General features: G+C 70.5%; 18 protein-coding genes. 9 read left to right on the top strand and 9 right to left on the bottom strand.

From position 1 onward, the window contains the following. Positions 1-95: 95 nt before the first annotated feature. From ACTFTM_RS21055 to ACTFTM_RS21040, 4 genes are all read left to right on the top strand, one after another. On the top strand, positions 96-1,352 hold the full coding sequence (locus tag ACTFTM_RS21055; RefSeq protein ID WP_449562201.1) for a sensor histidine kinase: 1,257 nt from the start codon (positions 96-98) through the stop codon (positions 1,350-1,352). Then, complete coding sequence (locus ACTFTM_RS21050) at positions 1,349-2,035, top strand: response regulator (RefSeq protein ID WP_449562200.1); 687 nt, start codon at positions 1,349-1,351, stop codon at positions 2,033-2,035. Before ACTFTM_RS21055 ends, ACTFTM_RS21050 begins: the two co-directional genes overlap by 4 nt. 175 nt (positions 2,036-2,210) lie before the next feature. Beyond that, on the top strand, positions 2,211-2,807 hold the full coding sequence (locus ACTFTM_RS21045; protein ID WP_449562199.1) for a DedA family protein: 597 nt from the start codon (positions 2,211-2,213) through the stop codon (positions 2,805-2,807). After that, positions 2,804-3,985 carry a glycosyltransferase gene (locus ACTFTM_RS21040; protein WP_449562198.1) on the top strand — a complete coding sequence of 394 codons (1,182 nt, stop codon included), beginning with the start codon at positions 2,804-2,806 and terminating at the stop codon, positions 3,983-3,985. Before ACTFTM_RS21045 ends, ACTFTM_RS21040 begins: the two co-directional genes overlap by 4 nt. A gap of 269 nt (positions 3,986-4,254) precedes the next feature. On the opposite strand, the gene ACTFTM_RS21035 is transcribed toward ACTFTM_RS21040, so the two are convergent. From ACTFTM_RS21035 to ACTFTM_RS21005, 7 genes are all read right to left on the bottom strand, one after another. After that, positions 4,255-5,349: an alkene reductase gene (locus ACTFTM_RS21035; protein ID WP_449562197.1), complete on the bottom strand. Its 1,095-nt coding sequence runs from the start codon at positions 5,347-5,349 to the stop codon at positions 4,255-4,257. A 235-nt stretch (positions 5,350-5,584) separates the two neighbouring features. Then, positions 5,585-5,953 (bottom strand): MerR family transcriptional regulator, encoded by a 369-nt coding sequence (locus ACTFTM_RS21030; RefSeq protein WP_449566682.1) that lies wholly within the window; start codon positions 5,951-5,953, stop codon positions 5,585-5,587. A gap of 139 nt (positions 5,954-6,092) precedes the next feature. After that, positions 6,093-8,324 carry a hypothetical protein gene (locus ACTFTM_RS21025; protein WP_449562196.1) on the bottom strand — a complete coding sequence of 744 codons (2,232 nt, stop codon included), beginning with the start codon at positions 8,322-8,324 and terminating at the stop codon, positions 6,093-6,095. Between the two features lie 130 nt (positions 8,325-8,454). Next, positions 8,455-8,616 carry a hypothetical protein gene (locus ACTFTM_RS21020; RefSeq protein ID WP_449562195.1) on the bottom strand — a complete coding sequence of 54 codons (162 nt, stop codon included), beginning with the start codon at positions 8,614-8,616 and terminating at the stop codon, positions 8,455-8,457. A 182-nt stretch (positions 8,617-8,798) separates the two neighbouring features. Next, positions 8,799-9,479, bottom strand: a complete 681-nt coding sequence (locus ACTFTM_RS21015) for a GOLPH3/VPS74 family protein (RefSeq protein ID WP_449562194.1) — start codon at positions 9,477-9,479, stop codon at positions 8,799-8,801. Next, positions 9,476-10,195 (bottom strand): hypothetical protein, encoded by a 720-nt coding sequence (locus ACTFTM_RS21010; RefSeq protein ID WP_449562193.1) that lies wholly within the window; start codon positions 10,193-10,195, stop codon positions 9,476-9,478. Before ACTFTM_RS21010 ends, ACTFTM_RS21015 begins: the two co-directional genes overlap by 4 nt. Before the next feature lie 26 nt (positions 10,196-10,221). Beyond that, complete coding sequence (locus ACTFTM_RS21005) at positions 10,222-11,103, bottom strand: ABC transporter ATP-binding protein (RefSeq protein WP_449562192.1); 882 nt, start codon at positions 11,101-11,103, stop codon at positions 10,222-10,224. A gap of 107 nt (positions 11,104-11,210) precedes the next feature. On the opposite strand from ACTFTM_RS21005, the gene ACTFTM_RS21000 reads away from it, so the two are divergent. The 4 genes from ACTFTM_RS21000 to ACTFTM_RS20985 all read left to right on the top strand — a co-directional run bounded on the left by ACTFTM_RS21000 (position 11,211) and on the right by ACTFTM_RS20985 (position 15,142). Beyond that, the gene (locus ACTFTM_RS21000; RefSeq protein WP_449562191.1) at positions 11,211-12,356 is read left to right on the top strand and encodes a sensor histidine kinase; all 1,146 of its coding nucleotides are present in this window, start codon (positions 11,211-11,213) and stop codon (positions 12,354-12,356) included. Beyond that, the gene (locus tag ACTFTM_RS20995) at positions 12,353-12,955 is read left to right on the top strand and encodes a response regulator (protein ID WP_449562190.1); all 603 of its coding nucleotides are present in this window, start codon (positions 12,353-12,355) and stop codon (positions 12,953-12,955) included. Before ACTFTM_RS21000 ends, ACTFTM_RS20995 begins: the two co-directional genes overlap by 4 nt. A 131-nt stretch (positions 12,956-13,086) precedes the next feature. Then, complete coding sequence (bla, locus tag ACTFTM_RS20990; protein ID WP_449566681.1) at positions 13,087-13,995, top strand: class A beta-lactamase; 909 nt, start codon at positions 13,087-13,089, stop codon at positions 13,993-13,995. Positions 13,996-14,092: 97 nt separating this feature from the next. Continuing rightward, positions 14,093-15,142: a CPBP family intramembrane glutamic endopeptidase gene (locus ACTFTM_RS20985; RefSeq protein WP_449562189.1), complete on the top strand. Its 1,050-nt coding sequence runs from the start codon at positions 14,093-14,095 to the stop codon at positions 15,140-15,142. On the opposite strand, the gene ACTFTM_RS20980 is transcribed toward ACTFTM_RS20985, so the two are convergent. Together ACTFTM_RS20980 and ACTFTM_RS20975 are read right to left on the bottom strand one after the other, a co-directional pair. After that, positions 15,139-16,059: a serine hydrolase gene (locus ACTFTM_RS20980; protein WP_449562188.1), complete on the bottom strand. Its 921-nt coding sequence runs from the start codon at positions 16,057-16,059 to the stop codon at positions 15,139-15,141. The two genes, ACTFTM_RS20985 and ACTFTM_RS20980, sit on opposite strands and share 4 nt — an antisense overlap. Continuing rightward, positions 16,056-16,967, bottom strand: coding sequence for a LysR family transcriptional regulator (locus ACTFTM_RS20975; protein ID WP_449562187.1), 912 nt, complete (start codon positions 16,965-16,967; stop codon positions 16,056-16,058). The genes ACTFTM_RS20980 and ACTFTM_RS20975 overlap by 4 nt, the downstream gene beginning before the upstream one ends. On the opposite strand from ACTFTM_RS20975, the gene ACTFTM_RS20970 reads away from it, so the two are divergent. Beyond that, positions 16,858-17,427: an SDR family NAD(P)-dependent oxidoreductase gene (locus ACTFTM_RS20970; protein WP_449562186.1), complete on the top strand. Its 570-nt coding sequence runs from the start codon at positions 16,858-16,860 to the stop codon at positions 17,425-17,427. The two genes, ACTFTM_RS20975 and ACTFTM_RS20970, sit on opposite strands and share 110 nt — an antisense overlap. Positions 17,428-17,445: the final 18 nt, after the last annotated feature.

The following is a 17,445-nucleotide window of genomic DNA, read 5'->3' as shown; positions in this document are numbered from 1 at the left end:
GCTCCGCGGTGTCGGTACGAGTCGTCCCGCCGTAGGGGGTGGCGTACATCCCCGGTTCGATGTAGCGCGGATGACCTCCTGGGTACGGTGGCCGCGTGACAGCATCGCCGGAGCCGAACCAGTACGCCGGTTCGCCCACGCCGGCCGGGATCGATCTCCGGCGGCGCCGGCCGCTGCTGACGTGGCTGCTGTGGTGGCTCGTCGCCGGAGGGCTGGCGCTGCTGGCCCTGTCCGCGAATGCGGCGCTGGGTGCTCAACTGTTCGGAATCAACCCGACGGTCGCGGTGCTCGCGGGCCTCGCCCAGGGCGTCGCGCTGCTCCTGGTCCTCGTTCGGCCTCGCGAGGCGACCGCACTGCAACTGCTGGCTGTGGTGGTGATCGCGGTGGCTCTCCCCGCCGGCTCGGCCTCCACGTGGCCGCTCACCGTGCCGGGCCTGCTGACGCTGATCGCGCACACCGGCCTGGTCTCGGCCCGCTACGACTGGCGCGCCGCGGTGCTGACCTGGGGATCGAGCACACTGCTCATCCCTGTCGTGGCGGCGCTCGACCCGCGCGGCCGATCGGTCGGCGACGGCCTGCTCATGGAGATTCTGTTCGCGGCGCTGTCGGCCGTCGTGCTCGGCACCGTCCTGCTGATCCGCCGCTGGCGGGACATTCGCCGGGAGCTCGCCGACGCGCGGCACGACGTCGAGATCGAGCAGAGCCAGCGAGCCGTCGCCGAGGAACGCACCCGGATCGCCAGAGAACTGCACGACGTCGTCGCGCACAGCATGTCGGTCATCCACATGCAGGCCACCTCCGCGTCGTACCGGATCAGCAACCTGGGCCCGGAGGCCGAGATGGAGTTCAAGGGGATAGCCGCCGGCGCCCGGTCGGCGATGCGCGAGATGCGACAGCTGCTGTCCGTGCTGCGGGCGGAGGACGCGGACGTCGAGCTGGCTCCGGTGCCCGACCTCAGCGGGCTGCCGGACCTGGTGGCTTCGGCCGAACGGGCCGGCCTGCCTGTCGAGGTACGTCAGACCGACGCCGTGCGGGCAGCGGCGGTGCCGGAATCCGTGGCCCTGGCCGCGTACCGCATCATCCAGGAGTCGCTCAGCAATGTCATCCGGCACGCGCCCGGCGCACGTACGCTGGTCAATCTCGATCTTGAAGGTGGTGATCTGGTGCTGTCGGTCGTGAACGAGGCCGCGGTGCGGCCGGCCCAGCCGATGGAGACCTCCAAGCTGACCGGTCACGGGCTGACCGGAATGCGCGAGCGGGTCCGGCTGGTTGGCGGATCGCTGGAGAACGGCGCCGGTGACGGAGGCGGCTACCGCGTGAGGGCACGAATGCCGATCGGGGGCCCGCAGTGATCCGCACGCTCATCGTGGACGACCAGTCGATGATTCGAGTGGGCATCCGGGCGATCCTGGAGGCGCAACCCGACATCGAGGTGGTCGGTGAGGCGGAGAACGGACAACTCGGCGTGGACCTCAGCCGCAGGCTGCGCCCCGATCTCGTCCTGATGGACGTCCGGATGCCGGTACTCGACGGGCTGGCCGCGACCCGGTCCCTGCTCGGGTCCGAACGCCCGGCGGAGCACACCCCGCGAGTGCTGATGCTGACGACGTTCGACCTCGACGATTACATCTACGCCGCGCTGCAGGCGGGTGCCAGTGGCTTTCTTCTCAAGGACAGCGAGCCCGACGATCTGGTCCGAGCCGTCCGGGTGGTGGCCGGCGGCGAGGCGCTGCTGGCGCCCAGAATCACCCGTCGACTCATCGAAAACTTCGTCGAGACGCGACCACACCAGCCCACCGGTACCACGGCGCTCAATGCCCTGACCGACCGTGAACGCGAGGTACTGCGCCTGATAGCGCTCGGCATGTCGAACACCGAGATCGCCGCCTCGCTGTTCATCGCCGAGCCCACCACCAAGACACACGTCAGCCGGATCCTGCAGAAGCTCAACCTGCGTGATCGTGTCCAGGCCGTGGTGTTCGGCTACGAGAGCGGCCTCGTCTCGCCCGGCGGACAGGCCCGCCCGAGCAGGTAGTCCCGAGCTGTTCCTAGACCGGGTGCCGATGTCGAGGTCGTCTCACTCTCCCGGTCATCCAGGTGACCTACGCAGGCCCCTACGACGGATGTACGCCGGACCCTACGAGCGGCGGCGCCGGAACGATCCTCCGGACTGACGCCGGGCGACGTGGCAGGCATCCACAGTTGCCGGCATGGAAGTGCTGAACAGTCTCTGGGCGGCGGTGGAACACCACCCGTACGCGGTGATCCCTCCGCTCGTCATGGCCGAAGGACCCGCCGCGACCGTCTTCGCCGGGTCGCTGGTCGGCGCGGGGACCGCGAGTTTCTGGCCGCTCCTGGTGGTGGTGGTCTGCGCCGACGTGGCCGCTGACAGCCTGCTCTACCTGATCGGTCGGCTCGGTGCCCGATCCGTCTTCAGCCGGTTGCTCCGGCGTCTCGGGTTGAGCCACGAGCGTCGCGGCCGGCTGACCGCGGCCGTACGCCGGAACCTGCCCAGGGTCGTCTGGAACGCCAAGGTCGCCGACCTCGCAGCGGTCCCCTCCTACGTCGCGGCCGGGCTGGCCCGGGTGCCCTTCCGGCACTTCCTGGCCTGGGTCGCCGCCTTCAGCCTGCTCCGCGCCGCCCTGCTGATCGGCCTGGGCGTGCTGGTCGGTGACCGGGCCGCCGAGCTGTTCGCGAGTGCCGGCTCCGCGCTGGTCATCGGCGGTGCGTTGGCCCTCGCCGTCATGTTCGTCAACCTGTTCGTCCGGCGCGCTGTCGGACGTCGTCATTCCGAGGTGAAATCATGAAGATCCTGATCGGCGTCGACACCTACGCTCCCGACGTCAACGGCGCGTCGTACTTCGCTCAGCGGCTCGTGGCCGCGCTGGCCGGCCGGCACGAGGTGCATGTGGCCCGCCCGTCGACCGACCGCAAGACCCGCACCGTCACCTCTGGCGGTGTGGTCGAGCACCATCTCGCGTCGCTGCCGGTGCTGCGGCGCAGAGGTTTCCGGTTCGCCAGCCCGGCCGGCCTGAACTCGCGGGTCCGGCGGCTGTTGGAGTCTGTCCGGCCGGACGTGGTGCACGTGCAGAGCCACTTCTTCATCGGCCGCGCCCTCATTCGGGCCGCCACTCAGCTTGGCATCCCGGTCGTGGCAACCAACCACTTCATGCCCGAGAACCTGACGCACTACCTGCCGGGGGGCGAACGGCTGCACGACTGGGCCTGGGCCGACGCCGCGCGTGTGCTGTCCCGTGCGGACGTGGTGACCGCTCCGACGCCGTACGCGGCGGCGTTGGCCGAGCGCTCCGGTGTCGCCGGGCCGGTGCTGCCGATCTCCTGCGGCATGGACCTCTCCCGCTTCCGGGCAGACGCGCCGGCCGCCGGCTTCCGCAGGCGCTACGGCGTTCCGACCGGGCCAACGATCGGGTACGTCGGTCGCCTGGACAAGGAGAAGAACCTCGAGGTGCTGGTGCGGGCGCTGCCCGCCGTACGCGCGAAGGTGCCAGCCGCCCAGGTGGTGCTCGCCGGCACCGGTGCGGAAAGGCGTGCGCTGATCCGGCTGGCCACCAGTCTCGGGGTGGCCGATTCGCTGATCTTCACGGGATTCGTCGACGACGATGATCTGCCCTCGGCGTACACGGCGGCTGACGTCTTCGTGAACGCCGGCACCGCCGAACTGCAGAGCCTGGTGACCCTGGAGGCTATGGCGTCCGGCAGGCCCGTCCTCGGCGCCGACGCCGCCGCCCTGCCGCACCTCGTGCACGACGGCGACAACGGCTACCTCTTCCCGCCCGGCGACTCCGCGACGCTGGCCGCCCGGCTGATCGACGTGCTCGCCGATCCCGATCGCGCCGCGGCGATGGGCCGCCGTAGCCGGGCGCTCGCGGAGGAGCACGACGTGAGCCGTACGGTGGCCGCCTTCGAGGACCTGTACGCGCTCCGGCGCACTCCCGCAGCATCCCCGGTCGGGCAGCTGTCATGACGGTCACCACCCGGACGACACGCGCCGGCTGGCGTGCCGGTGCGTTCGTCGGAGCGGCCGTGTCCCGGAGACGCGCTCCTCAGCATCCGCGGAAGGCGCATGCCCGAGCACCGCCCGGGAGATTCGGTCTCCCGACCAGTGACGCCACGTCCACGCCTCGGAGATGACACCACGCCACCGCCGGGTGGCCGTGGTCCGCTGGTGGCATGCGGCTGGCCGACCCGACGCGGAGTCAACCGGGCCGCGGTGGGCCCAGCCTCCCCACGGCATCAGCCGGATGCGGTCGCGGCGAGACGTGGGCGGGCGTACGCGGCATAGGTGAGGTAGCCGTCGTCGCCGCCGGTGTAGTAGGTGTCCGGGTCCGCGATTGTCAGCGGTAGGTCTGTCCGGAATCGCTCGACGAGGTCGGGGTTGGCCAGGTACGCGCGGCCGAGCGAGATGAGGTCTGCTCCGTGGCCCAGCCAACGCTCGGCGTCGTGCCGGGTCGCCGCCGCCGGGCTGTTCGCCGCTGAGGGGTTGATGATGAGCGTGCCGGGCCAGGCGCGGCGCAGCCCGAGTAGTACCCGCTCGTCGGTGCCGGCCAGGTGGACGTACGCCGGTCCGAGTGGGATGAGCTCGGCGAGCAGCGCGCCGTACACCTCGGGGATGTCCGTGTCGATGGCGTCGGCGATGCCGGCGCCGGGCGACAACCGCAACCCGACGCGGTCTGCGCCGATCGCGTCGATGGTGGCCGCGACCGCCTCCACGGCGAACCGGATGCGCCCGGAGACGGACCCGCCGTAGCGGTCGGTGCGGAGGTTGGCGTTGTCGGAGAGGAACTGCCCGATCAGGTACCCGTTCGCGCCGTGTACCTCGACGCCGTCGAAGCCGGCCTGGACCGCGCTCCGCGCCGCCGCCGCGATGGATTCGATCTCACCCGGCACCTCGCCGGTCGACAGCGCCCGCGGCGTCGGCGCGAGCTGCGGTCCGGTCGGGGTGAACACGTACGTCCCGCGGGCGGCGACCGCGGAGGGCGCGACCGGCTGGTGGCCGGTCGTGTCCGGGTGGCTGATCCGACCCGCGTGCATGATCTGAGCGAAGATCCGGCCTCCGTTGGTGTGCACGGCGGAGGTGACCTGCCGCCAGGAGTCGACCTGCGCGGGGGTGTGCAGTCCCGGCGTGAGCGGATTGGACTGTCCGACCGGGCTGGGGTGCACACCTTCGGTGATGATCAGACCGGCGCTGGCCCGTTGGGCGTAGTACGTCGCCATCGATGCGGTGGCGAGTCCGTCGCGGGTGGATCGCACCCGCGACATCGGGGCCATCACGATGCGGTTGGGAAGCTGCAGCCGGCCGAGAGAGACGGTGTCGAAGAACGATGTCATGACCCTCACCGTAAAATCTGACACTGATGTCAGATGCAAGCTTTCGTGGCGCGACGTGGCGGGGCTCACGACTCGCCTCGCCGCGCTCGCATTCCGTGGCCCGCGCGGTCACCGCATTGATGAAAGCGAACAAGAGGAGCTCACGATGCAGCAGGTCGCTGATTCGGCGACCCTTTTCGTAGGCTTCTCCTTGGCTTCGTTCAGGAGGTGGCGGCCCTCGCCATGGCGACGAGACTCAGGCGTTGGTGAGTTCCGTGCGATGGGCGCGGTTGGCGGCGATCAGCTCGTCCAGCACGGCGCGGGTCTTGATCAGCTCCTCGATGTGCCGGTCAAGCCGGTCCCGCTCCTGACCCATGCGCTCAAAGGCGGCCTCGGAGGTGTCCGCACTCGGGGCCTCGACGCACGGCAGCAGGTCGACGATCGTCCGACTGCTCAGGCCGGCGGAGAACAGTCGCTGGATGAACAGGATCCGCTCGACCTGACCCTCGACGTAGCGGCGGTGCCCGCCCGGGCCGCGCAGGCTGGTGAGCAGGCCCTGTTCCTCGTAGTAACGCAGGGATCGCACGCTGACCCCGGTGCGGCTGGCGAGTTCACCGATCCGGATGGTTGTGGTCATCGCTGCCTACCCGCCCTTATCTCACGTCTGTGTGAGATTTACCCTACCGGCACTCGTCCGCCTCGCCCATGCCCGTCGCCCCGGCGGCTTCGGCCCGTACTGGTCGTGCACCATGCCGAGGACCAGGTCATCCCGGCGGGGCCTGCTCGCGACCGCTCGCCCAGCGAAGGCGTTCGGCGAGGTCACGCACCTCCTCGTCGAACACCCGGTCGATCTCGCAGGGGCTGTGTCCCCTGATCGGTGGGGGAAAGATGTCTCCAGGGGCTGCGGTGACGTCGCGTGGGTCACGGAACCGGCGATCCACCGACTGCGCTCGGTCGAACCCGCCGGGCTGCTGGGGTGAGAAGACGCGACCGCCGATCGGGTCGGTGTCGCGCCACAGGTTCACCCACCGCCAGTCGACCCGGTCGGCGATCTCGCGAATCACCTCGTCGCTGACGTATGCGGGGAAGAGCCGGGCGTACAGCCGGCGCAGCGGGGAGCCGTGGGTCAACAGGGCGATCCGGTCGGTGACCCGGCGTGGCAGCTGGAGGACGGTCGCGGCGAGCAGGACGGAGCCGTGACTGTGTCCGGTGAGCACCACCGTGTTGCCGGAGTCGACGAGGTGGGTGATCCGGCAGGTCAGTTCGGGCAGGGCCCGCTCGGCGTAGCAGGGTGGCGCGAACGGGTGCGCCGTTCGGGGCCAGAAGGTGCCCAGGTCCCACAGCACGCCCACGTAGCGACGGAATCCGGGCGTGCGGTAGGCGAAGATTCCGCCGACGATCAGTCCGAGGAAGAGGGCGGCGATCAGGTAACTGCCGGCGCCGATGCTGAAGTTGACGAAGCCGGCCGGGAGGCCCACGTAGCGCTGGATCAGCTCGTCCGGAGGCGTCGGCAGCAGACCGAGCGTGACCGCTGCTATGCCGATCCCGGCAAGGCAGGCGTAGAGCACCGCGAGCGGCACCAGCCTCTCGGTGAACCGGGCACGGGCTATGGTCCTGCGCACCTGCCGCAGCCGTGGCTCGGCATCGGCCGGCGCGTCCGGAAAGTCACGAGCGACGATCGCCGACGCGGCGCGGATCCGTCCCGGCCGGGACACCAGCGCCTGCACGCCAGCGACGGCCAGTGTCACCAGCACCGCCAGTGAGAAGCCGAGAATCGCCCAGACGCAGGCCTGCGGAGGGCTGGTGATCGACGCCTGTACGGTCGGCGCACCCCGGTTCAGGATGTCGGACACCCGGTAGACCAGTTCGGCGGAGAACGTGAGCGCCAGACTGATCGCGGCGACGGGCGCCGCCAGGGCACCGAGCCCGAGCGAGAGGGCCATCCCCGGCTGTCGATTGCGGTGCCAGAACAGCGCCACCCCCAGGGCAACCAGCAGCACCGCCTGACCGACGAAGAACCCTACGGCTGTCAGCTCGTAGCCGGGTAGATCGTTCTGCTCGGGCCAGGGGCCCGAACTGGTCAGGATGTGGATCCAGACCAGCGCGCTCAGGCCGAGGGCGATCGTGCGCAGCGCACGGACCAACCGATCGAGCCGCCATTCCGTATGTGCGGCCAAGGGCGGAGTGCAGAGCAGAACCGCACACGTGATCAGCAGAAGTGCGCAAGGTGTCGCCAGCGCGACGGTGCCGATCGACAGCCCCTGTGCGGCCCGGGCGACGAGCAGGCTGAGGTCGAGGGTGGCGAACGCCGCTGTGACGTGGATCGAGCGCAGCCGGCCGACCAGCGGTTCGTTGTCCCAGCGGCCGACGGCGGTGAGTCGGTGCGTCGGACGGGTCTGGTTGGCCGACCGGAGAACGTGAGTGGGCAATGCAGGGCGAGCGGTGATCCCCCACACCAGGGCGATCGCCGCCACTGGCACCAGCGCGAGCACCGCCAGGCGCTGTCCGGCCGGGCGTCCGCCGAGCCAGGAGAGCCAACTCCGTCCGCCCAGGCACTCCGGTGAGGACATGCACTTCCAGGCGATCACGTCCAGCGCGATCCCGACGATGCTCAGCACGTACATCGCGGTCAGGATGAGCGCCAGCAACCGGCAGAGCGCCTTGATCACCGGGTCGGCGCCGGCTCCGGCCGGACGCATCCAGATGGCGAGGTTGATCAGCATGAAGGGCAGCAGGATCACCATCGACAGCGTTCGTACCGCGTTTCCCGCCGGCAGGTTGTTCCAGCGGTAGGCCTCCAGCGCCACCCCGTCCGGCTCGCCGCCCTCGTGACATTCCGGCGAAGGCCGGTAGAAGCCACCCCTGTGGTCACCCGCCACCTGCCGCACGTGCGGCCGATCCAGCAGCTCAGCCGGGCCGATGGCGGACACCCCGTGTACCCGCAGCTCTACGACACCCACTTCCCCGGCGCGCCCGCCCACCTCTCGTTGATCCATCCCGTATCGGCCCCCGGCGCTTCCGCAGCGCACACGACCCGCTCGGCTGATCCGGCGGCGCCCGCGTGGCGAAACGGCGTACCCCCCAAATGGGAAAACAAGCCTGGGCGCCGGTCGGCGCGGCGGTTCCTCAGGGTTGGAGCGAGCGCAGCGTCAGTGCCAGATGACGCTGGAAGTCCGCCCCGGCGTCGGGGCCGGCGGCCAGGACGACGCCGTGGTGGGCGGCGATCAGCAGCCGGAAGTCGGCTACGGTCAGGTCGGTACGGACGCCGGCGGCCGGCCCCTCCCACATCCGCGGGAGGAGCCGGTGCGCGTCGGGGGCCTTCGGTGAGTCGGCGGATGAGAAGGACGCCCGGACCGGCCTGGCCCCGCTTGTCCTCCTGCTGCCCGGCCGGCTGGAGTCGCCCCTGCAGCAGGTGGCCGGCCTCACCCTCTTCGACCATCTGACGCTCAGCCAGATGTCGCACGGACGGGTTAGCTTCGCGGAAGCACCGAGATGGCCACGATGGCGCTGTTGACGACAGTGGCCGTCACGGTCCGGGTCACGGCTGCACCTGCGGCGTCGGCGCCCCAGTCGCCCCGCTCGAGTTCCTTGGCCCGCGTGATCACCGGTGACGTCCACGGGATCTCGCGGTGGAACTGCGGGAGGGTCCCGCTCGCCGAGAGCAGCGCCCCGAGCGCGGCGACCCGGGCCTGCGGCTCGGCACCGTCCACGAGGACCCGCCGAACGTCGGCGAGCAGGCGGGACCGGCGTTCGGTCCGGCCGTCACGCAGCGCCGTCGTCCGGAACAGGCCGAGTACCTTACGGGGTTCCTGGTCGATGTCGCCCCGTGCGACGAGCCGCTCCAGCACCGGCCCTCGCAGGGTGGGGCCGATCGCGGCCAGTGCCGTCTGCACCCCTCGGGGTTTCTCGGCGAGGTAGTCCCACGCCGGTCGCAGGAGGCTGTCCGATGGCGGGTGACCGGCGACGCTACTGACCCGCTGCCGGTCGGTCGTGGTCAGGTGCTCGCCGAGGGCGAGGTCCGCGAGGACGGCGCCGCCGAGGACGTAGAAGAGGGTGTTCTCGCCGGCGATGGTCCCGGATGCGGGTTGGAACAGGAGCAGGAGAAGGTCTTCCACGAGGGTCGCTGCGTCCGACCGGGGCTCGGTGGTCATCGGCGGGGCTCCCAGCGGAAGAGTCGGGTGGCGAGGGCGACGGCGACGACGACCCAGCCGAGCGTGGGCGCGAGCAGGAGCAGGGAATCGGTCACGGCGACGCCGCCGTTCCAGGCGTTCATCGTCAGTTCGGTGGCCGCCCCGCCGGGCAACAGCCGCTTGAGAAGGGCGAGGCTCTCGGTGCCGGAAACACCGACCCAGGTGGCCACCGCGATTACACCGAGCGTAACGGGCAGCGTGGTCACCTGAGCGTGCTCCGGTGAGTTGGTCAGCCCCGCGGTGGCGAGCGCCAGACCGGTCATCATGGCCAGGGTGGCGAAGACCGCCACCACCAGCAGGGCGACGTTGGACGGCCGACCGGCGACCACGGCCAGGGCGGCCAGGATCGCGGTCACCTGCACCGCCGCGATGACGAGTACGGGCAGCAGCAGTCCGGCGAGGATGCCGGCGTCGCTCTCGGCGGTGGAGCGCAGCCGCTTGAGAAAGAGGTTCTGCCGCCGGGAGGCCAGGGTGGTCACGGCCGCGGCGTAGAGGCCGAACGCGGACACGGTGAACATGACGACCGCTGCGATGTAGCCGAGGCTCCCGAGCGCGGCGTACGTCTCGTGCTGACGCACGAAGAACGCGCTGACCGCGACCGGGATGATGAGGCTGGTGACCAGTACCAGTCGGTTGCGGAAGATCTGGATCAACTCGCTGGACGCGATGGACAACACGGTGATGGGCCTCTCGGAAGAACGAATCAACTGTTGATGGCGCGGAACACGTCGTCGAGCCGGGTCGGTCCCGCCGTCAGGTCGCGCAGTTCCACGGCGTGGTCCTGCGCCCAGCCGAGCAGGAGGTGCAGGTCCTTCTGCAGCTCGAAGGTCTCGACGGTGACCTTCCCGTCGGCGTCCGCCACGGCCGCCAGCGGAAGTGGCGCAACCGGTGCGGCGAGGGAGAAGCGGATCACGCCGGGGAGGGTGCGGGTCAGCTCAGAGACCGTGCCCTCGCGGTGCAGGACGCCCTGGTGCATGAGCCCGATCCGGTCGGCGCGCTGCTGCGCCTCCTCCAGGTAGTGCGTGGTGAGCACGATGGTGGCGCCGTTCTCCCGGAGCCGGTCCACGCTCGCCCAGACGGCGTCGCGGGACTGGATGTCGAGGCCGGTGGTCGGCTCGTCCAGGAAGAGCAGGTCCGGGGTGCCGTAGACCGCGGTGGCGAAGTCCAGCCGCCGCTTCTCGCCGCCGGACAGGTGGGACACCTTGCGGCCGGCGCGATCGGTGAGGTCGACCAGGTCGATCACCCGGTCGACGTCGTCGGTGCGGCGGGTGAGCCGGCCGACCAGGCCGACCGACTCACGGACGGTGAGATCCGGGGAGAATCCGCTCTCCTGGAGCATGACGCCCATCCGGGGACGTACCCTCCGACGGTCGCCGGGGCTGTGCCCGAAGACGCGTACGGCGCCCGAGGTGGGTTTCCGGTGTCCCTCGACGACCTCCAGGGTCGAGGTCTTCCCGGCGCCGTTGGTGCCCAACAGCGCGTAGAGCTCTCCGGGTCGCACCGCGAAGGTGAGGTCCTTGACGGCGTGGAAGTCGCCGTAGGTGAGGTTCAGCCGTTCGACGTCGATGACGGGTGTGGTGGACATGCACCCATGACAGCGCGGATACGGCCGGCCGGTCAGTGGCGCCGCGTCATCACCGCATGTGACGTGGTGTCACTGGTCGTCGCACCTGGCTGCCCGATACTGAAGTGGTGACCGGAAGATCGCCGCGCTTCACCGAGTCGACGCAGGGGAGGCTGCGCCGGCTCAACCTCGCTACGTCACTGCCGCCGGTGGTGTTCGCCGCGGTGGTCCTGCTGTACACCGACGCGCGTACCTGGTGGCACCTCCTCGTCCTGGCACCCGGGGCCGTGGCGGGCGTGGTGGCCTTCGAGCGGTGGACGGCCAACGATCTGGCACGGGCGGCGTTGCCGTGCCTGGCCGTGGCGGGAGTGGTGTGGCCGCTGGGGGTCCTGATTGTCGGGAGCCCCAACGCCTACTGGGGGTTCTGCGCCGTGGGCTCCCTCACCCTCCGCGAGGTGCGGCGGCGCCGGAAGCTGGTGGTGGCCGGGCTGTTCACCTACGTCGCGGCCGTCGGCGCGCTGCGGCTGTTGGTGCAGCGGGACGACATCGGTCACGTACTCCTCACGTACGTCCTCATCCCGACCGTCCTCACTGTCCTCGTGACCATCTTCACGGTGTTGGGTGAGCGCTTCTACGACCTCATCCGGGAACTCGAACAGACTCGGGAACGGGAGGCTGAACTCGCCGTGATGCGGGAACGCGTCCGGTTCGCCAGCGATCTGCACGACATCCAGGGCCACACCCTGCACGTCGTGAAACTGAAGATCGCCCTGGCCCAGCGCCTGCTGCTCGGTGACACCGTTCGGGCCGAGAAGGAGCTACGCGAGACCTACGCGCTGGTCAGCGACACCATCGCGCAGACCAAGGAACTCGCGTACGACCAGCGGCGGCTCAACCTCACCGCGGAGATCGAGAACGCCAAGAACCTGTTCGAGGCCGCCGGCATCCGGGTCCGGGTGACCCGGGAGGGCGAGGTCGACGCCCGCGTCAGCGAACTGCTCGGTCAGGTGCTCCGCGAGACCACCACCAACATCCTGCGCCACGCGCAGGCTACCCAGGTGCGGATCACGCTCGCCGCGTCGGGCATCACCATCGTCAACGACGGCGTGACCGCCACCGACGGCCTCCCCGCGCTCAGGGGACTGGCAGCACTTAGGCAGCGGCTGGCGGGTGACGGAGGGGAGCTGACCGTGGAACAGCAGCAGGGACGGTTCCGGACGGCGGTGACGTTCCCGGCCGTGCGTGCCGACGCAGAGCGGAGTGACGACCGATGACCACCATCGTGCTCGCCGACGACGAGGCGCTGCTGCGTACGGCCCTGGCCGCGCTGCTGCCGATGGAGGGCGACATCACCGTTCTCGCCGAGGCGTCCGACGGCCGGACGGCCGTCGAGGCCACCCTGCGGCACCGGCCGGACGTGCTGGTCATCGACCTGGAAATGCCGGACGTGGACGGTCTCGGCGCGGTCGCCGAGATCCGCCGCGTGCGGCCCGAGCAGGTGATCCTCATGCTGACCCGGCACGCCCGCCCGGGCGTGCTGCGCAAGGCGTTGAAGCTCGGCGTCCAGGGTTTCGTCAGCAAGTCCGCCGAGCCGGTTCACATCACCTCGGTCATCGCCACCCTGCACGCCGGGAAACGGTGGATCGATCCGGACGTGTCCGCGCTCGCCGTCACCGAGGACAACCCCCTCACCGACCGTGAAGCCGACGTGCTGCGGGTCACCGGTGAGGGCTACTCGGTCGCCGACATCGCCGTCCGGCTCCACCTCGCCCCGGGCACCGTCCGCAACTACCTCTCCAACGCGATGCGCAAGACCCAGACCCGGACCCGCCACGAAGCGGCCCGCTACGCCCGCGAGCACGACTGGCTGTGACCATCGGGGGACCATGTCAGATCGGCATGGACACCGCTGTTTCCGTCTTCGACCGCATGCCGGATCCCTGCCACTGTCGAGTCCTGTCCGACCGGCGCGCCCGCGCCGGACCACGGCACCGACAAGGAGCGATCATGGTGCTTCCGACACACCGTCTGGTAGCCGCCGCGGCAGTGGTGGCCCTGGCCGCCTGCGGCCCCGCCGACGCCGCCGAGCAGCCGGCACCCGACCGTACGACGACGGCCAGCGCGTCCACCGCCGCCACCGCGAGCCCCGATTTCCGGCGACTGGAGGAGAGGTTCGACGCGCGGCTGGGGGTCTACGCGATCGACATCGGCTCAGGTCGCACCGTGCGGTACCGGGCCGACGAGCGGTTCGCGTACACGTCGACGTATAAGGCGTTGGCGGCTGCCGAGGTCCTCGACGAGACCACGGACGCCGAGTTGGACCGGGTGGTCCGGTACTCGGCGGACGACCTGGTGACCTACTCGCCGATCACCGAGCAGCACGTTGCCGACGGCATGACGCTGCGCGCCATCGCCGACGCGGCCGTGCGGTACAGCGACAACACCGCCGGCAACCTGCTGTTGCGCCAGCTCGGTGGACCGCAGAAGTTCGAGAAGGAGTTGCGCGAGGTGAGGGACAAGGTCACCGATCCGGCGCGCTACGAGACCGAGCTCAACGAGGCGAAGCCGGGTGACCGCCGGGACACCAGCACCGCGGCGGCCTTGGCCGAGGATCTGCGGGCGTACGCCGTGGGAGACGCCCTCGAACCGGCGGACCGCGACGTGCTCAACGGTTGGTTGAAGGGCAACACCACCGGCGGCGCGCTGATCCGCGCCGGGGTGCCCGACGGCTGGGTCGTGGGGGACAAGACCGGTGCTGGCGGCTACGGCACCCGCAACGACATCGCGGTGATCTGGCCTCCGAACCGCGCGCCGATCGTCCTCGCGGTGCTGTCCAGCCGCGACCAGAAGGACGCCGACTACGACGACGCCCTGATCGCCCAGGCGGCCGAGGTCGCCATCACCGCGTTGTGACGGCGCGTCGGCCCGCTCCGGAGGCGTGCTGACGCCAGCCTGCCTGCCGCACCCGTGTGGATCGACGACGCGTACCTCGAAATGTCACGGTGAGCTGGTGACACAGTGGCACTGCACGCCGGACGACGGCGCGCGCTGCAATGGGATGTCCGGCATCTTCGAAAGGAACCTCCCAATGAGCGCGCCACGATCCGATGGACCCTGGGCAGGGGCGGAAGGCCCAAGCCCTTCTGGCCAGACACTCTCGCGCTCTCGGACGTCGGCGCGGTCCGGGCCGGCCGTCGACAGCTCCCGGCCCTTCGGCGCCCACCTGCGCATGAGCTGGTGGAAGCCGCTCGTGGTCATCCTGGTGCCGCCGCTGGTGATGCTGCTCCTCCAGGTGGTGCTCTACCAGGTCGTGGGGGTCGTCGAGGGCAGCGACGACCCGATGTCGCCCACGCTCACGCCGTTGAAGTTGTTGGCCATCAACATCAGCATCGGCGCGGCGGGCGTCCTTGCGATCCTGCTTCTGGTGTGGATCGCCAAGGTGCCGTGGCGCAGCCTGATCAGCTATCCCCGAACCTTCGACGCCCGCCGCCTGACGTACTACCTGGTCGGAGCGGCGCTGCTGGTGGGTGCCGGGATCGGTGTCGTGGCGCTGGTCGCGCCCGACTCCCCAGGCTGGACCGCCTTCGGTGTCACCGGCACGACGATCGGCGTGCTGGCGGTAACCGTACTGAGTACGCCTTTCCAATCCGCCGGCGAGGAGCTGATGTTCCGGAGTGCCGTGCTGCCCGCCGCCGCGTCCTGGGTGCGCGCGGTGCGCCCCGCCCTGGTTGTCGGGCTCGTCGTATCCGGTCTGGGCTTCGCCGTGGTCCACGGGTCGGCCGACCCCTGGCTGTTCGGCTATTACACGTTCATCGGCATCAGCACCGGCCTGATGGCCATTCTCAGTCGCGGCATCGAGGCGTCGGTTGCCTTCCACGTCGCCAACAACGTCCTGTTCGGGATCGTCAACACGGTGATGGCGGACGGCGAGCCCTACGCGATCGACCGGTCCACCGACTCGGGTGACGCGACGCTGCTGATCCTCGGCGCCGTCAACATCGCCATGGTGGTGCTGGTCTGGCTGCGCGAGCGGCGAGCCCGGACCACCCACGCGCCCTAACCCCACCAGGGCAGGGTGCCCGTCCGCAGGTGATCGTGCAGGCTCCGGGCGACCTGTGCCATCGTCGCCTCACTGCCGGGCTGTGCGACGGCGGGCACCCGGGACGCGGTGAGGGCGGCGATGGCGTACGACTGCCCGTCAGCATGATCCACCACCCCGATCTCGTGGCGCAGGTGCAGCAGGGTGCCGGTCTTCGACGACCAGCGGGACGCGTCCGAGGTGAAGTCGGGGGCGAGTCGCTGCCGGTGCAGGTTGTCCGCCAGGAGAGCGCGTACGCGGGCGGCGGTGCTCTCGTGGATCGTCGAGGGCCGCCAGAGGGCGTGCAGCAGGTCGACGAAGGCCCGCGCCGACCCGGCGTTGGCGCGGCTGACGTCGAGTTGGGCGACGGGATGGCCCTGCCCGGGGGTCGCCGCGCCGATGGCGAGGGAATGTGCCAGGTGTACGTCGTCGGGGCCGAGGCGCTCCGCCGGCGTCTCGGCGAGGTCGCCGACCCGGTGCCGCACGGCGATGCCCTCGATCCGCAGTCGCCGCAGCTCGGCGGCGACCGCAGCCGGCGGGACTAGGTCGAGCAGGGCGTCGGCGGCGACGCCGTCGCTGACGGCGGTGCTCAGATAGAGCAGGTCGTCCACGGAGACTCGCGCGGGATGGCGGAAGCGGCTGAGGCCGGTCGGGCCGGGAGTGGTGATCCGACCGGGCGCGACGTCGACCGGCATCGCCGGGTCGAGCTCCCCACGCCCGATCCGTTCCAGGACGGCGACCGCCAGCGGCACCTTGACCAGCGACGCTGACGGGTACGAGGTCTCGGCGTCGAAGCCGATCTCCTGGCCGGTGTCGAGGTCACGGACGAGGAAGGCGCCGCGCAGTCCTGCCTCGTCGAGCAGGTCACGCGCGTTGCGGACGACAGCCGCGGCGCTCATCCCGCCTCCCCTGTCGGCCGGTCACCGGTTGCCCCGTCCCCGGCCGCGCCGAGGCATCGTGCGATGTCCGCGTACAGGACGGTGCGGAGGTGGTCGAGGTCCTCGCGTGCCCCGGCGGCGACGCCGTAACCCCGTACGAGCCGCGGGCCGGCGAGGGGGCACCAGTGCAGCGCGAAGTCCTCGGCCTGCTGGCGGGAGCACAGCAGCAGATCGGGGGAGCCGAGAGCCGCTGCCGCGCCGTCGACGAGGGACGGCGTGATCGACACCTGAGCCGGTGCCAGGCCGGCCGACTGGCCGGCGCGGGTCACCGGATCCCGCAGGTGCGCGACGTCGTCCTCGGGCTGGATCAGGATTCGGCGGCGTGCCTGCGTACGGGCTCGGCCGGTGCGCAGCGTCTCCAGGAACACCGTCGGCGCCGGGAAGGGAGTCCGGGCGGCCAGCCCGAGCGGTACCCGCCACAGCGCCGTCGCCTCCGGAACCGCCACGATCCCCGTACCGACCTCAAGGGTCTGGCAGAGCCTTACGCGCTCCTGTGGACCGGCCGGCCGTACCTCGAGCTGGATCCGCTGCCGCCGAGCCGCGACCACCAGGGCCGCGAGGCGGTGCGGCGGGCAGATTTCAGGTACGGCAACCCGTAACGGTCGTAACCGGGCCCGCTCGGCGTCGTCGGCCATGGCGTCGGCGAGGTCGACCAGCCGTCGCGCCGTGGGCAGCATGTCCTGCCCGAACGGGGTCAACCGGACCGCGCGCGAGGTCCGGTCGAACAGCCGCGACCCGAAGCGCTCCTCCAGGGCGGCGATGCGGCGGCTCGCCACCGACTGGGGGATTCCGGCCGCTGCGGCACCGGAGGTGAAGCTGCCGTGGCCGCTGACGGCGACGAAGGCCCGACACGCGGCCACGATGTCCATCCGGCCAACCTATACCCGGAACGCATGGGTGAGACCGCAGGAATCAAGACCGGCATCGTTCGCTGCGCACGGAGTCGTCCGCGGTGAGGCGCGTGCAGTGGCCGACGAACTGGGCCCACCGCCGCGGTGGCTCGACGAGAGGCCGGCGTTCATGTCTCCGGCAAGGACGACCCGACGTCACCGACGAGCAGCAAGCCAGGGCTGCGGTGAAGGCCGCAGTGATCGTCTTGGCCGCGTCGACGTACTGGTCAACAACGCCGGCTACGGGCTGTTCGGCAGCGTCGAAGAAATGTCTGACGCCGACACCCGAGCGCTCTTCGACACCAACGTGTTCGGTCTGCCCAACGTCCTGCGCGCGGCGAACCCGCGGGCTGGTGCCCGCAGACCGGCGCGGAAAGCGGGAATGCCGGACGCAGGCCGACCGTCAGGTCCTGAGTGTCCGGTCTGCCGTTGCCGGTAGCCACGAGGAGGGCGTGCG

Source organism: Micromonospora sp. RB23 (assembly GCF_053585025.1).
The sequence above is the reverse complement of the archived record's forward strand: the minus strand, read 5'-3'. Positions and strand labels throughout refer to the sequence as shown.